9 protein-coding genes are annotated in these 15,285 nt (G+C 40.1%); all 9 read left to right on the forward strand.

Translation table 11 applies throughout. The features are described 5' to 3' along the window. Positions 1–3: 3 nt before the first annotated feature. The 9 genes from GMD5S_RS0202535 to GMD5S_RS0202575 all read left to right on the forward strand — a co-directional run bounded on the left by GMD5S_RS0202535 (position 4) and on the right by GMD5S_RS0202575 (position 15,052). On the forward strand, positions 4–1,227 hold the full coding sequence (locus GMD5S_RS0202535; protein WP_000830416.1) for an FtsW/RodA/SpoVE family cell cycle protein: 1,224 nt from the start codon (positions 4–6) through the stop codon (positions 1,225–1,227). Positions 1,228–1,237: 10 nt separating this feature from the next. Further along, positions 1,238–1,792 (forward strand): DJ-1 family glyoxalase III, encoded by a 555-nt coding sequence (locus tag GMD5S_RS0202540; RefSeq protein ID WP_001140928.1) that lies wholly within the window; start codon positions 1,238–1,240, stop codon positions 1,790–1,792. A gap of 371 nt (positions 1,793–2,163) precedes the next feature. Then, positions 2,164–3,027 carry a helix-turn-helix domain-containing protein gene (locus GMD5S_RS0202545; RefSeq protein ID WP_000894366.1) on the forward strand — a complete coding sequence of 288 codons (864 nt, stop codon included), beginning with the start codon at positions 2,164–2,166 and terminating at the stop codon, positions 3,025–3,027. Positions 3,028–3,113: 86 nt separating this feature from the next. Beyond that, positions 3,114–7,841 (forward strand): glycoside hydrolase family 70 protein, encoded by a 4,728-nt coding sequence (locus GMD5S_RS0202550; protein ID WP_000970255.1) that lies wholly within the window; start codon positions 3,114–3,116, stop codon positions 7,839–7,841. A gap of 460 nt (positions 7,842–8,301) precedes the next feature. Beyond that, entirely contained in the window at positions 8,302–8,865 is a 564-nt protein-coding gene (locus tag GMD5S_RS0202555) for an HAD-IA family hydrolase (protein WP_008289140.1), read from the forward strand. A 13-nt stretch (positions 8,866–8,878) separates the two neighbouring features. Next, entirely contained in the window at positions 8,879–10,825 is a 1,947-nt protein-coding gene (gene gyrB, locus GMD5S_RS0202560; RefSeq protein ID WP_000134072.1) for a DNA topoisomerase (ATP-hydrolyzing) subunit B, read from the forward strand. A gap of 80 nt (positions 10,826–10,905) precedes the next feature. Beyond that, positions 10,906–12,633, forward strand: coding sequence for a septation ring formation regulator EzrA (gene ezrA / locus GMD5S_RS0202565; RefSeq protein ID WP_000064808.1), 1,728 nt, complete (start codon positions 10,906–10,908; stop codon positions 12,631–12,633). 103 nt (positions 12,634–12,736) lie between these two features. Continuing rightward, entirely contained in the window at positions 12,737–14,128 is a 1,392-nt protein-coding gene (pgdA, locus tag GMD5S_RS0202570) for a peptidoglycan-N-acetylglucosamine deacetylase PgdA (protein WP_008293310.1), read from the forward strand. Positions 14,129–14,209: 81 nt separating this feature from the next. Next, positions 14,210–15,052 (forward strand): aldo/keto reductase, encoded by an 843-nt coding sequence (locus GMD5S_RS0202575; RefSeq protein ID WP_000844461.1) that lies wholly within the window; start codon positions 14,210–14,212, stop codon positions 15,050–15,052. Positions 15,053–15,285: the final 233 nt, after the last annotated feature.

Here is a 15,285-nt window from a genome sequence, read left to right on the forward strand (position 1 = left end):
AATATGAAACGATCCTTCGACTCTCGAGTCGATTATAGCCTCCTCCTACCAGTGTTTTGTTTACTGGTGATTGGAGTAGTGGCCATTTATATAGCAGTTAGTCATGACTATCCAAATAATGTATTACCAATTCTAGGTCAGCAAATCGCTTGGATTTCCTTGGGGCTTGTCATTGGATTTGTGGTCATGTTCTTTAATACCGAGTTTTTATGGAAGGTGACTCCCTATCTTTATGGTCTAGGGTTGGCTTTGATGGTCCTACCTCTTGTTTTCTTCAATCCAAATCTTGTAGCGTCAACAGGTGCCAAGAACTGGGTATCGATTGGTGGAACGACACTTTTCCAGCCATCGGAATTCATGAAGATTTCCTATATCTTGATGTTGGCTCGAGCCATTGTAAGATTCACTCAAAAACACAAGGAATGGCGACGGACTATTCCCTTGGATTTCCTATTGATTGGTTGGATGATCGCCTTTACCATACCAGTCTTGCTCCTCTTAGCCCTACAAAGTGATCTGGGGACTGCCTTGGTCTTTGTAGCTATTTTTTCCGGTATGGTTCTCCTTTCAGGTGTTTCGTGGAAGATTATCATTCCGGTCTTTGTGACAGGAGTGACTGCAGTTGCAGGCTTCATGGCCATCTTTATAAGCAAGGATGGACGTGCCTTCTTGCATCAGATTGGGATGCCAACTTACCAGATCAACCGCATCTTGGCTTGGCTCAATCCCTTTGACTTTGCGCAAACAACGACTTACCAACAGGCGCAGGGACAAATTGCGATTGGAAGTGGTGGCTTGTTTGGACAAGGTTTCAATGTGTCCAATCTCCTCATTCCAGTACGTGAAAGTGATATGATTTTTACCGTAATTGCTGAAGACTTTGGCTTCATTGGTTCGGTCTTTGTCGTTGCTTTATACTTGCTTCTTATTTACCGGATGTTGAAGATTACGCTCAGGTCAAACAACCAGTTCTACACCTATATCTCGACTGGATTTATCATGATGTTGCTCTTCCATATCTTTGAAAATATCGGTGCCGTGACAGGCTTACTTCCTTTGACAGGGATTCCTCTGCCTTTCATCTCTCAAGGGGGCTCCGCAATTATTAGCAACCTCATTGGTGTCGGTCTCCTCTTGTCTATGAGTTACCAGACCAATCTAGCGGAGGAGAAAAGTGGAAAAGTTCCATTCAAACGAAAGAAAGTCGTCCTAAAACAAATCAAATAAGGAGGTCACTATGGCAAAAGTTGCAGTTATTTTAGCCCAGGGTTTTGAAGAAATTGAAGCCTTGACAGTAGTTGATGTCTTGCGTCGAGCAAACATTTCATGTGATATGGTAGGATTTGAAGAGCAGGTGACAGGATCGCATGGCATTCAGGTGAAAGCTGATCGTGTTTTTGATGGCGATTTGTCCGACTATGACTTGGTCGTTCTTCCGGGTGGTATGCCAGGCTCAGCTCACCTACGAGATAATCAAGCGCTCATTTCACAGATTAAAGCCTTTAACCAAGCAGGAAAGAAAATTGCTGCCATCTGTGCAGCCCCAATCGCTCTTCATCAAGCAGGTGTCCTGAAAGACAAGCACTTTACTTGTTATGACGGAGTTCAGGAGCAAATTACTGACGGAATTTATCAAAAGCAAACAGTAGTTGTGGATGGCAATCTAACAACTAGCCGAGGACCGTCAACCGCACTTGCCTTTGCCTATGAATTGGTAGAGCAATTAGGAGGAGATGCTGAAAGTTTACGAGACGGCATGCTCTATCGAGATGTCTTTGGAAATCAACAGTAAGACGAGAGTTCGGCTCTCGTTTTTTAATTTACTCCATGTCTAAAAAATGTTTCATATGATTGTCTTGCGATTTTATATCAAACTTTTATAAATCAATCAAGATTCGTTTAACATAAGAAGGAATCTATCTCTAGAAATGTTAGTGTTTTCAAGTTGTTAGATAGAATAGTTCAGATTTCTACTGAAATCAATAGATTCATGAAAAGATATAATATTCAATAAATGCTATATTAAACGGTCTTATCATGCGAATTAATCTGCTTGTATTAATTTGAAATATAAAGTACTTTCTCTGTAATATAATTGAAACATGTTACTAGTATATTAAAATTAGTAAGAATTTTTTGCATATACGAAACTGGGGGAGTGATATGTTGGAAACTTTTGGAAAAATATTCAAAGTCATTAGAGAATCAAAAAAAATGTCCCTGAAAGAGGTAGCTGCTGGTGATATTTCCGTGGCTCAGCTATCCCGTTTTGAACGGGGAGTCAATGGGATCACACTTGATTCTTTTTATTGCTGTTTAAAAAATATGGCCGTTTCCCTAGAGGAGTTTCAGTATGTTTACCATAATTACATTGATTCAGATGATGTGCTGTTCTCAAAAAAAGTAGCTGATGCATATCAGGAAAACAATGTTGTCAAGCTCCAAAATATTTTGTCAAGCTCAGAAGCTTTGACCGAACAGTTTCCTGAGAAGAAAAACTATAAACTCAATACAATCATTGTCAGGGCCCTCTTGTCCTCCTGTTGCTCAGATTTTCAGATTAGCAAGAAGGATATTGAATTCCTGACGGATCATCTCTTTTCTGTTGAGGAGTGGGGACGTTATGAACTCTGGCTTTTTACAAACAGTGTTGATTTGATGACCTTGGAAACGCTGGAAACCTTCGCTAGTGAGATGATCAATCGTACCCAGTTTTATAATAACCTACCTGAAAATCGCCGCCGTATTATCAAGATGCTACTTAATGTCATTAGCGTCTGTATCGAAGGAAACCATCTGCTAGTTGCTATGAGGTTTCTCAATTATCTCGACCACTCTAAAATTCCTGAAACAGATCTATATGATCGAACGCTGATTAAGTATCATAGGGCTCTCTACTCCTACAAGGTTGGGAATACCAATGCTCTCAGTGACATCGAGCAATGCCTATCTTTTTTTGAATTTTTAGATTCCTTTGGTGTTGCTCAAAAGCTTAAAGAACAGTTTGAAAGAATTTGCCTTTCATAGTTGTAGATGTGCAACAAAAAATGATCATTTTGAAAAATATACTAGAATAAGAGCGTAACTTTATACTAAATTCAGAAGGAGGCTTTATGATGGAGAAAAAGATTCATTATAAGATGCATAAAGTTAAGAAAAACTGGGTAGCCATTGCTTTGACTACCTTGGCCCTTATTGTAGCACCAAAGGTACTTGGTCTAGAATCAGGCGTTGTCCATGCGGATGATGTAAAGCAGGTTGTAGTTCAAGAACCTGCTACAGCTCAGACTAGTGGTCCGGGTCAGCAAACTCCAGCCCAAGCTAAAATAGCATCTGAGCAAGAAGCAGAAAAAGTAACCCCTGCAGACAAGGTGACAGACGATGTTGCTGCTAGTGAAAAGCCTGCTAAACCAGCAGAAAATACAGAAGCAACAGTTCAAACCAATGCTCAAGAGCCTGCTAAACCAGCAGATACGAAAGAAGCATCTACAGAAAAGGCTGCTGTTGCTGAAGAAGTTAAAGCTGCTAATGCAATCACAGAAACTCCTAAAACTGAAGTAGCAGACCAGAATAAACAAGCAAGGCCAACAACTGCCCAAGACCAAGAAGGCGACAAGCGAGAAAAAACGGCTGTTGAAGACAAGATTGTTGCAAATCCAAAGGTTGCAAAGAAAGATCGCTTGCCCGAACCTGCTCAAAAACAGGGAGCAATAGCTGAAAGAATGGTGGCAGATCAGGCTCAACCTGCACCTGTAAATGCTGACCATGATGATGATGTCCTATCTCATATTAAGACCATTGATGGTAAAAATTACTATGTTCAGGACGATGGTACAGTTAAAAAGAACTTTGCAGTTGAACTTAATGGTAGAATACTTTATTTTGATGCAGAAACTGGTGCCTTAGTTGATTCAAATGAATATCAGTTCCAACAAGGAACCAGCAGTCTCAATAATGAATTCTCCCAAAAGAATGCTTTCTATGGTACGACTGACAAGGATATTGAAACTGTAGACGGTTATTTGACAGCAGATAGCTGGTATCGTCCAAAGTTCATCTTAAAAGATGGAAAAACATGGACGGCTTCGACAGAAACAGACTTACGTCCTCTTTTGATGGCTTGGTGGCCTGATAAACGTACTCAGATTAATTACCTCAACTATATGAACCAGCAAGGTCTGGGAGCAGGTGCTTTTGAAAACAAAGTTGAACAAGCTCTCCTGACAGGAGCTTCTCAGCAGGTTCAGCGCAAAATTGAGGAAAAAATTGGTAAAGAAGGCGATACCAAATGGTTGAGAACGCTGATGGGTGCCTTTGTCAAAACCCAGCCAAACTGGAATATCAAGTCAGAGTCTGAAACAACTGGTACTAAAAAGGACCACTTGCAGGGTGGAGCTTTGCTTTATACTAATAATGAGAAGAGCTCTCATGCTGACTCTAAGTTCCGTCTGCTTAACCGTACCCCTACTAGTCAAACAGGTACACCTAAGTACTTCATTGACAAGTCAAACGGTGGTTATGAGTTCTTGCTCTCTAACGACTTTGACAATTCTAATCCAGCTGTTCAGGCCGAACAACTCAACTGGTTGCATTTTATGATGAACTTTGGAAGCATCGTAGCCAATGATCCGACTGCTAATTTTGATGGAGTTCGTGTCGATGCGGTGGACAATGTCAACGCAGACTTGCTCCAAATCGCATCTGACTACTTCAAGTCTCGCTACAAGGTTGGAGAAAGTGAAGAAGAAGCTATTAAGCATTTGTCTATCTTGGAAGCTTGGTCTGATAACGATCCTGACTACAACAAAGATACTAAGGGTGCTCAACTAGCAATTGACAACAAGCTACGCTTGTCCTTGCTTTATTCATTCATGCGTAATCTATCTATCCGTAGCGGAGTAGAGCCAACGATTACAAATAGTCTAAATGACCGTTCTTCTGAAAAGAAAAATGGCGAACGGATGGCTAACTATATCTTTGTTCGGGCTCATGACAGTGAAGTACAAACCGTTATTGCCGACATCATCCGAGAAAATATTAATCCAAACACGGATGGTTTGACCTTTACTATGGATGAACTCAAGCAAGCCTTCAAGATCTACAACGAAGATATGCGCAAGGCAGACAAGAAGTATACGCAGTTCAACATCCCAACTGCTCATGCTCTCATGCTCTCCAATAAAGACTCTATCACTCGGGTCTACTATGGTGACCTCTATACCGATGATGGTCAATACATGGAGAAAAAATCTCCTTACCACGATGCTATCGATGCCTTGTTGCGTGCTCGTATTAAGTATGTAGCAGGTGGACAAGACATGAAAGTCACATATATGGGTGTACCTCGTGAGGCTGATAAATGGTCTTACAATGGTATTTTGACTTCTGTTCGCTACGGTACTGGTGCCAATGAAGCAACAGATGAAGGAACAGCAGAAACCCGTACTCAAGGGATGGCAGTTATTGCTTCAAACAACCCTAACCTCAAGTTAAATGTATGGGATAAACTGCAAGTCAATATGGGAGCAGCCCACAAGAATCAATACTATCGCCCTGTACTTTTGACGACTAAAGATGGTATTTCCCGTTATCTAACTGACGAAGAAGTGCCGCAATCGCTCTGGAAGAAGACAGATGCTAATGGTATTTTGACCTTTGATATGAATGATATCGCAGGCTACAGCAATGTACAGGTTTCTGGATATCTGGCTGTTTGGGTACCAGTTGGCGCTAAGGCAGATCAGGATGCTCGTACAACAGCAAGCAAGAAGAAAAATGCTAGTGGTCAAGTTTACGAATCTAGCGCAGCTCTTGATTCTCAGTTGATTTACGAAGGATTTTCTAACTTCCAAGACTTTGCAACCCGCGATGACCAATATACCAATAAAGTCATTGCTAAAAATGTCAACCTCTTCAAGGAATGGGGAGTAACTTCATTTGAGCTACCACCTCAGTATGTATCTAGCCAAGACGGTACTTTCTTAGATTCTATCATTCAGAATGGTTATGCCTTTGAAGACCGCTACGATATGGCGATGAGCAAGAACAATAAATATGGTTCTTTAAAAGATTTGCTCAATGCTCTTCGTGCGCTTCACAGTGTCAATATCCAAGCCATCGCGGACTGGGTACCAGACCAAATCTATAACCTACCAGGTAAGGAAGTGGTAACAGCAACACGTGTCAATAACTACGGAACCTACCGTGAAGGCGCAGAAATCAAGGAAAAACTCTATGTAGCTAATAGTAAGACCAATGGGACTGATTTCCAAGGTAAGTACGGTGGAGCCTTCTTGGATGAGCTTAAAGCTAAATATCCAGAAATCTTTGAACGAGTACAGATTTCCAATGGTCAAAAAATGACAACAGATGAGAAGATTACCAAGTGGTCGGCTAAGTACTTCAATGGTACCAATATCTTAGGTCGTGGGGCTTACTATGTTCTTAAAGACTGGGCTAGCAACGACTATCTCACTAACAAAAATGGCGAGATAGTATTGCCTAAGCAATTAGTTAATAAGAATGCTTACACAGGATTTGTTAGTGATGCCAATGGTACTAAGTTCTATTCAACTAGTGGTTATCAAGCTAAAAATTCCTTTATCCAAGATGAAAATGGAAATTGGTATTACTTCGATAAACGAGGCTATCTTGTAACAGGTGCTCATGAAATTGATGGCAAGCACGTTTATTTCTTGAAGAATGGTATTCAACTTCGTGATTCTATCCGTGAAGATGAAAATGGTAATCAGTACTACTATGATCAAACTAGTGCCCAAGTTCTCAACCGTTACTACACTACTGATGGTCAAAACTGGCGTTACTTTGATGCCAAGGGCGTTATGGCTCGAGGTCTTGTCAAGATAGGAGATGGACAGCAATTCTTTGATGAAAACGGCTATCAGGTTAAGGGCAAGATTGTGAGTGCTAAAGATGGCAAACTTCGTTACTTTGACAAGGATTCAGGAAATGCTGTTATCAATCGTTTTGCTCAAGGTGATAACCCAAGTGATTGGTACTATTTCGGAGCAGATGGAGTTGCAGTGACAGGTCTTCAAAAGATTGGTCAACAAACACTTTACTTTGACCAAGATGGCAAGCAAGTCAAGGGTAAAATCGTGACACTTTCAGATAAGAGTATCCGTTACTTTGATGCCAACTCAGGAGAAATGGCGGTCGGCAAGTTTGCTGAAGGTGCCAAGAACGAATGGTATTACTTTGACAAAACTGGTAAAGCAGTGACAGGTCTTCAAAAGATTGGCAAACAAACACTTTACTTTGACCAAGATGGTAAGCAAGTCAAGGGTAAAGTAGTAACTTTGGCTGATAAATCCATCCGTTACTTTGATGCCGACTCAGGAGAAATGGCAGTCGGCAAGTTTGCAGAAGGTGCCAAGAACGAATGGTATTACTTTGACCAAACTGGTAAAGCAGTGACAGGCCTTCAAAAGATTGACAAACAAACACTTTACTTCGACCAAGATGGCAAGCAAGTCAAGGGCAAAATCGTGACACTTTCAGATAAGAGTATCCGTTACTTTGATGCTAACTCAGGAGAGATGGCAACCAACAAGTTTGTCGAAGGTTCCCAGAATGAGTGGTACTATTTTGATCAAGATGGAAAAGCAGTGACAGGCTTGCAGCAGGTTGGTCAACAGACTCTCTATTTCACGCAAGACGGCAAGCAAGTCAAAGGAAAAGTTGTTGATGTGAATGGGGTTAGTCGATATTTCGATGCCAATTCAGGGGATATGGCTCGAAGCAAATGGATTCAACTTGAAGATGGAAGTTGGATGTATTTTGACCGCGATGGTAGAGGTCAAAACTTCGGAAGAAACTAATCGAATTTAGCTCAATAAAAATCAAACTTTATCTGATGATATACAAAAACGATAACACCTTAAAAGGACGTTATCGTTTTTTGCCTGTTTGGAGAATAAATTACAATTGAAAAGAAAGATGGAATCATTGGGAACTGTAATGAATTAACAAGGGACTCCATATTGGAATAATCTTTTTCTGCACTCTATTGTGGTATTCAAAGCAATGAGTATTCTATTTTTAAAGTTTGAAAATCCAAAAGCGTTTCGTTTGTGAACAATGACGCGGTTGTTAGTAGTTTCTATTCTTTAATTTGTACATTTGAGATAAGAAAGATTTTGCTTGATTATTTATAGAGGAGCTATTCTTCACAAAAAGGCTCCATAGATGCAATAGTGTTTTACTCTCTATATAAATTATAGAGCCGAAAAATCTAGGAAATCATCGCTTTTTTCATAAAAAAATGGTATAATGAAGGGTATGAAATATCACGACTATATATGGGATTTAGGTGGTACCCTATTGGATAATTATGAGACTTCTACTGCAGCCTTTGTAGAAACCTTAGCCCAATACGGAATAGAGCAAGAACACGACCGAGTCTACGAAGCTTTGAAGGTTTCGACAGCTTTTGCCATCGAGAAGTTTGCACCAAATATCGAGGGTTTTTTAGAGAACTACAAAGAAAATGAAGCGCGTGAGCTAGAACATCCAGTTTTGTTTGAGGGAATTCCAGAATTACTCAAAGACATTTCGGACAAGGGTGGCCGCCATTTCTTGGTTTCTCATCGAAATGACCAAGTACTAGAACTTCTTGCTAAGACCCAGATAGCGAACTACTTCACCGAGGTGGTGACTGCCAGTTCTGGCTTTAAACGGAAACCAGATCCTGAGTCCATGATTTATTTACGTGATAAATATCATATTACATCTGGTTTGGTCATTGGTGACAGAAATATTGATGTAGAAGCAGGTAAAGCTGCTGGCTTAGATGCCTATCTTTTTAATAACGTTGCGACATTGAGACAAGCAATAGACATGTAAGAAAAGGGAAAAAATGACAGAAGAAATCAAAAATCAACAGGCACAAGATTATGATGCCAGTCAAATTCAAGTTTTGGAGGGACTTGAAGCTGTTCGTATGCGTCCAGGTATGTATATTGGATCGACTTCAAAAGAAGGTCTTCACCATCTAGTATGGGAAATCGTTGATAACTCAATTGACGAAGCCCTAGCTGGATTTGCCAGTCACATCCAAGTCTTTATAGAGCCAGATAACTCCATCACCGTAGTGGATGATGGGCGTGGAATTCCTGTTGATATTCAGGAAAAGACAGGACGTCCCGCTGTTGAGACCGTCTTTACAGTTCTTCACGCTGGAGGAAAATTCGGCGGTGGCGGATACAAGGTTTCAGGTGGATTACACGGTGTAGGTTCATCAGTAGTAAACGCTCTTTCAACTCAACTAGATGTTCATGTCCATAAAAACGGTAAGATTCATTACCAAGAATACCGTCGTGGTCATGTTGTTGCTGATCTTGAGGTGGTTGGAGATACGGATAAAACGGGAACAACAGTTCACTTCACACCAGATCCAGAGATTTTTACAGAAACAACAACTTTTGACTTTGAAAAATTAAACAAACGTATTCAAGAACTAGCCTTTTTGAACCGAGGCCTTCGAATCTCCATCACAGATAAGCGTGATGGTCTCGAACAGACTAAACATTACCACTATGAGGGTGGGATTGCTAGCTACGTTGAATATATCAACGAGAACAAGGATGTGATCTTTGATACACCTATCTACACAGACGGTGAGATGGATGATATCACAGTTGAAGTAGCCATGCAGTACACAACTGGTTACCACGAAAACGTCATGAGTTTCGCCAATAACATTCACACCCATGAAGGTGGTACGCATGAGCAAGGTTTCCGTACAGCGCTGACACGTGTTATCAATGATTATGCTCGTAAGAATAAACTACTAAAAGACAATGAAGATAACCTAACAGGGGAAGATGTTCGTGAAGGTTTGACTGCAGTTATCTCTGTTAAGCATCCAAACCCGCAGTTTGAAGGACAAACCAAGACCAAACTGGGGAATAGTGAAGTAGTTAAGATTACCAACCGCCTCTTCAGCGATGCCTTCTCTGATTTCCTCATGGAAAATCCACAGATTGCCAAGCGTATCGTGGAAAAAGGGATTTTGGCTGCCAAGGCTCGTGTAGCTGCAAAGCGTGCGCGTGAAGTCACTCGCAAGAAATCTGGCTTGGAAATTTCCAATCTTCCAGGAAAACTAGCAGACTGTTCTTCTAACAACCCTGCTGAAACCGAACTCTTCATCGTCGAAGGAGACTCAGCTGGTGGATCAGCCAAATCTGGTCGTAATCGTGAATTCCAAGCTATCTTGCCAATTCGTGGTAAGATCTTGAACGTTGAAAAAGCTAGCATGGATAAAATCCTTGCCAACGAAGAAATTCGAAGCCTTTTCACAGCCATGGGAACAGGATTTGGTGCAGAATTTGATGTCACTAAGGCTCGTTACCAAAAACTCGTTTTGATGACCGATGCCGATGTTGATGGAGCCCACATTCGAACTCTCTTGCTAACCTTGATTTATCGCTATATGAAACCAATCTTAGAGGCTGGTTATGTTTACATTGCCCAACCACCGATTTATGGGGTTAAAGTTGGAAGTGAGATCAAAGAATACATTCAACCTGGTGCAGATCAAGAAATTAAACTCCAAGAAGCCTTAGCACGTCACAGTGAAGGGCGTTCAAAACCAACGATCCAACGTTATAAAGGTTTGGGAGAAATGGATGACCACCAATTGTGGGAAACAACCATGGATCCTGAACATCGCTTGATGGCGCGTGTTTCGGTAGATGATGCTGCCGAAGCAGATAAAATCTTTGATATGTTGATGGGAGATCGAGTAGAACCTCGTCGCGAATTTATCGAAGAAAACGCTGTTTACAGTACACTTGACGTCTAAAAAATGTGGGAAATAGTTCCCTTGGTTTAAAAAATATGATATAATCATTACGATTGTTTCTAGTATAAAAGGAGTTTGATATGTCTAATGGACAACTAATTTATCTAATGGTTGCAATTGCAGTCATTCTGATCTTAGCTTATGTAACAGCTATCTTTTTACGTAAGCGTAATGTAAGCAGATTAACGGCCCTTGAAGAAAGAAAAGAAGAACTCTACAACCTTCCTGTAAATGATGAGGTTGAAGCCGTTAAAAACATGCACTTGATTGGTCAAAGCCAGGTGACCTTCCGTGAATGGAACCAAAAATGGGTTGATTTATCTCTGAACTCATTTGCTGATATTGAAAATCACCTCTTTGAAGCTGAAAGCTACAATAATTCTTTCCGTTTTTTCAAAGCTTCTCACAAGATTGATCAAATTGAGAGCCAAATTGGCTTGATTGAAGAAGATATTGCAGCTATTCGCAATGCCCTTTCTGAACTTGAAAAACAAGAATCTAAGAATAGTGGCCGTGTCCTTCATGCTTTGGACTTGTTTGAATCCCTTCAACATACTGTTGCAGAAGACTCGGAGAAATATGGGAAGGCCCTTCCTGAGATTGAGAAACAATTGGAAAACATCCAATCTGAATTCTCTCAATTTGTTACCCTAAATTCATCAGGTGACCCGGTTGAAGCGGCAGCAATTCTTGATTCAACTGAAAATCATATTCTCGCTTTGACACACATCGTTGAGCGAATTCCAGCTCTTGTTGAAACCTTGACAAAGGAACTGCCAGAACAATTGGCAGATTTGGAAGAAGGTTATCGCAAGCTGTTGGATGCCAACTACCACTTTACAGAAACAGATATTGAATCCCGTTTCCAACTTTTGCATGAGTCTTTGAAAAATAATCAAGAAAATATTCGTCAGTTGGAATTGGACAATGCAGAGTATGAAAATAATCGCATCCAAGAAGAAATCAACGCACTTTATGATATCTTCACTCGTGAAATTGCAGCTCAAAAAGTGGTTGAAAGTCTTCTTTCGACATTACCAACTTATCTCAACCACTTGAAAGAAAATAATCAGGTGCTTGTTCAAGATCTTGAACGTTTGACTAAAACCTACCTTCTTCCTGAAAGTGATGGCAATCATGTTCGTCGTCTTCAAGCAGAATTGGCTGCACTTGATACGGCAATCATGGAAGTGACAGAGGATAAAGGTGAGTCAACACAAGCCTACTCTGCTCTTGAAGAACAGTTGGAAATGCTTCAAAGCAACCTCAAGGATATAGAGGATGAGCAAATCTCTGTTAGCGAACGACTTGCGCAAATTGAAAAAGACGACCTCAATGCTCGCCAAAAAGCAAATGTCTATGTGAACCGTTTGCATACTATCAAACGTTACATGGAGAAGAGAAACTTGCCAGGTATTCCCCAAAGTTTCTTGAAACTTTTCTTTACTGCAAGTCATAACACAGAAGATTTGATGGCAGAGTTAGAACAACCGCAAGTGAATATTGAATCGGTTAAACGCGTTCTTGAAATTGCAACAAATGATATGGAAGCACTTGAAACAGAAACCTATGATATCGTTCAATATGCAACCTTGACGGAGCAACTCTTGCAATACTCAAACCGTTACCGTTCATTCGATGAGCGTATCCAAGAGGCCTTCAACGAAGCGCTTGAAATTTTTGAAAAAGAGTTTGACTACCAGGCATCATTTGAAAAAATTTCACAAGCCTTGGAAGTTGCTGAACCAGGGGTTACAAACCGTTTTGTAACTTCATATGAGAAAACACGTGAAGCGATTCGTTTTTAAAAATAGAAGCTTAGAAGATTTCTAAGCTTTTTTCTTTTCCTAAAAAAAGACAGAATCCCTGTTTATCATTGAAATAATAGCCTCGATTTGATATGATGGAAATATGAAAAAAAATAGAGCGAAACGTGTTTCTCACGATATAACGAGAAGGCTATTGCTTTCCCTTGTTGGAATCTTAGGAGTTGCTACGATTTTATTAGGGAGTGCTATTGGTTATAAGCTACTACAAAAGCAATCTTACGAACAAAAAATTGAAGCGCTAAAAAGCGAAAAGGACCAGCAATTCAACTCAGGTAGTCAGAAGGACCATTTCCGAAAAGGTCAAGCTGAGGTGATTGCCTACTACCCTCTGCAAGGAGAGGAAGTCATTGCGTCTGTTAGAGAAAAAATCAACCAGGATATCAAAGAAAAGCTGGAAGATAAAGAGGATTTGGTTTTTTATTATAGTGAGCAGTTGGACCCAGTCTTAAAGGGAGTTGTTGCTCGTAGTATCAGTAAGCAAGTCTACGATTTGTCTGCATCAAAGGTTGAAGAAAAAGAAAAGACTTCTTTAGGGAAAATTTTCTTGACTGAAGATGGGAAAGATTTTGACCTCAGCAAACTCTTCAAAGATGCAAGTAAGGCTAAGGAACTCTTACTGAGTCAAATCAAATCAACTCTAGAAGATAAGAAACTTGACCAGGCAAAAATTGATCAAGTTATAAAGAGCTTCACAGACCAAGAATTGACATCTTGGAGCTTTGATTATAAGGATAGTCAAATCATCCTTTATCCTGCTAATCCAGGGGAGACTTTGGAGGAAATTGCCTTACCAATATCCAGTTTCTTTGATGTATTGGAGTCCTCTTATCTATTAGAAAAGGATACTGAACTTTACCAAGCATACTTTGCTAAGAAAAATAAAAAAGTTGTAGCCTTGACCTTTGACGATGGTCCAAATCCTACTACAACCACGCAAGCTTTGGATACTTTAGCTAAATATGGTGTAAAAGCAACCTTCTTTGTACTTGGTAAAAACATTGCAGGTAATGAAAATCTTCTAAAACGAATGAAATCAGAAGGTCATGTTGTAGGAAACCACAGCTGGAGTCATCCCGTTCTTTCACAACTTTCGCTCGAAGATGCTAAAAAACAAATCACTGATACAGAAGATTTGTTAACTCAAGTTTTAGGATCAAGCTCTAAACTGATGCGCCCACCTTATGGTGCCATCACTGATGATATTCGAAACGGCCTTGATTTAAGCTTCATCATGTGGGACGTGGATAGTTTGGACTGGAAGAGTAAAAATGAGACAGCCATTTTGACAGAGATACAACGTCAGGTTCGCAATGGTTCTATCATCCTCATGCATGATATCCATGGTCCTTCAGTTAATTCTCTACCAAGTGTCATTGAGTATTTAAAGGGTGAAGGGTATACATTTGTGACCGTTCCTGAATTGCTCAATTCTCGCTTAAAAGCTCACGAGATCTATTACGATCGTGATCAATAATTGTTAAAATCTAAAGGGGCAAGTGTTCTGATAATCAGGATTTTGTTTCTTTAGATTTTCTTCACATAGAAAGGAGAAACGATGAAATCTTACAACCTTAATAATGGAGTTTCAATTCCTGTACTAGGATTTGGAACATGGAAAGCTGAAAATGGAGAGGTGGCCTACCAAGCCGTTTTAGAAGCCTTAAAGGCCGGCTATCGTCATATCGATACTGCAGCTATCTATAAAAATGAGGAAAGTGTTGGACGTGCTATTCGAGATAGCGGTATTCCAAGACAAGAAATCTTTGTAACGACCAAACTCTGGAATACCAATCACAGCTATGATGAAGCTCGCCAAGCATTTGAAGAATCAATGGAAAAACTGGGATTGGATTATCTAGATTTGTACCTTATCCATTGGCCAAATCCTAAACCTTTAAGAGAAAATGGCGAATGGAAAACTCGCAATGCTGAAGTCTGGAGAGCGATGGAGGATCTTTACCAAGAAGGCAAAATCCGTGCCATCGGCGTTAGTAACTTCCTCCCCCATCATTTGGATACCTTGCTTGAAACAGCAAGAATCATTCCAGCGGTCAATCAGGTGCGCTTGGCACCAGGAGTTTATCAAGAGGAAGTGGTTGACTACTGTAGAGAGAAAGGAATTCTCTTAGAGGCTTGGGGACCTTTTGGCCAAGGAGAGTTGTTTGAACAGAAAGAAGTCCAAGAAATTGCTGCTAAGCATGGGAAATCAGTGGCTCAAATTGCCTTGGCTTGGAGTTTGGCAGAAAGTTTTTTACCCCTACCTAAGTCAGTGACAGTCTCTCGTATCCAGAGCAATCTCGACTGTTTTGGGATTGAACTCAGCAATGACGAGCGAGAAGTCTTAAAGACAATTTCAGTGACTTCGGGCGCACCTCGTGTGGATGAGATGGATTTTTAGTTTGTAAAATCTATTTATACTGAAATAACAAAGACTAGGAATTTTAAATCCTAGTCTTTTTGTGTATAAAAAATCTAGATTGTTTGTATAATGAAATAATTTCATGGATTGAAATATAGGAACAAATTTAGAAAATATTGGTTTGATGGAGAAAATAACACGAATGATAAAATTAAATAAGTAAGATATATACGTAAATATTACATTTTTGTGACAATTCAGATTTTTGTAAA

The sequence above is a fragment of the Streptococcus sp. GMD5S genome (assembly GCF_000298715.2).
Taxonomy (GTDB): domain Bacteria; phylum Bacillota; class Bacilli; order Lactobacillales; family Streptococcaceae; genus Streptococcus.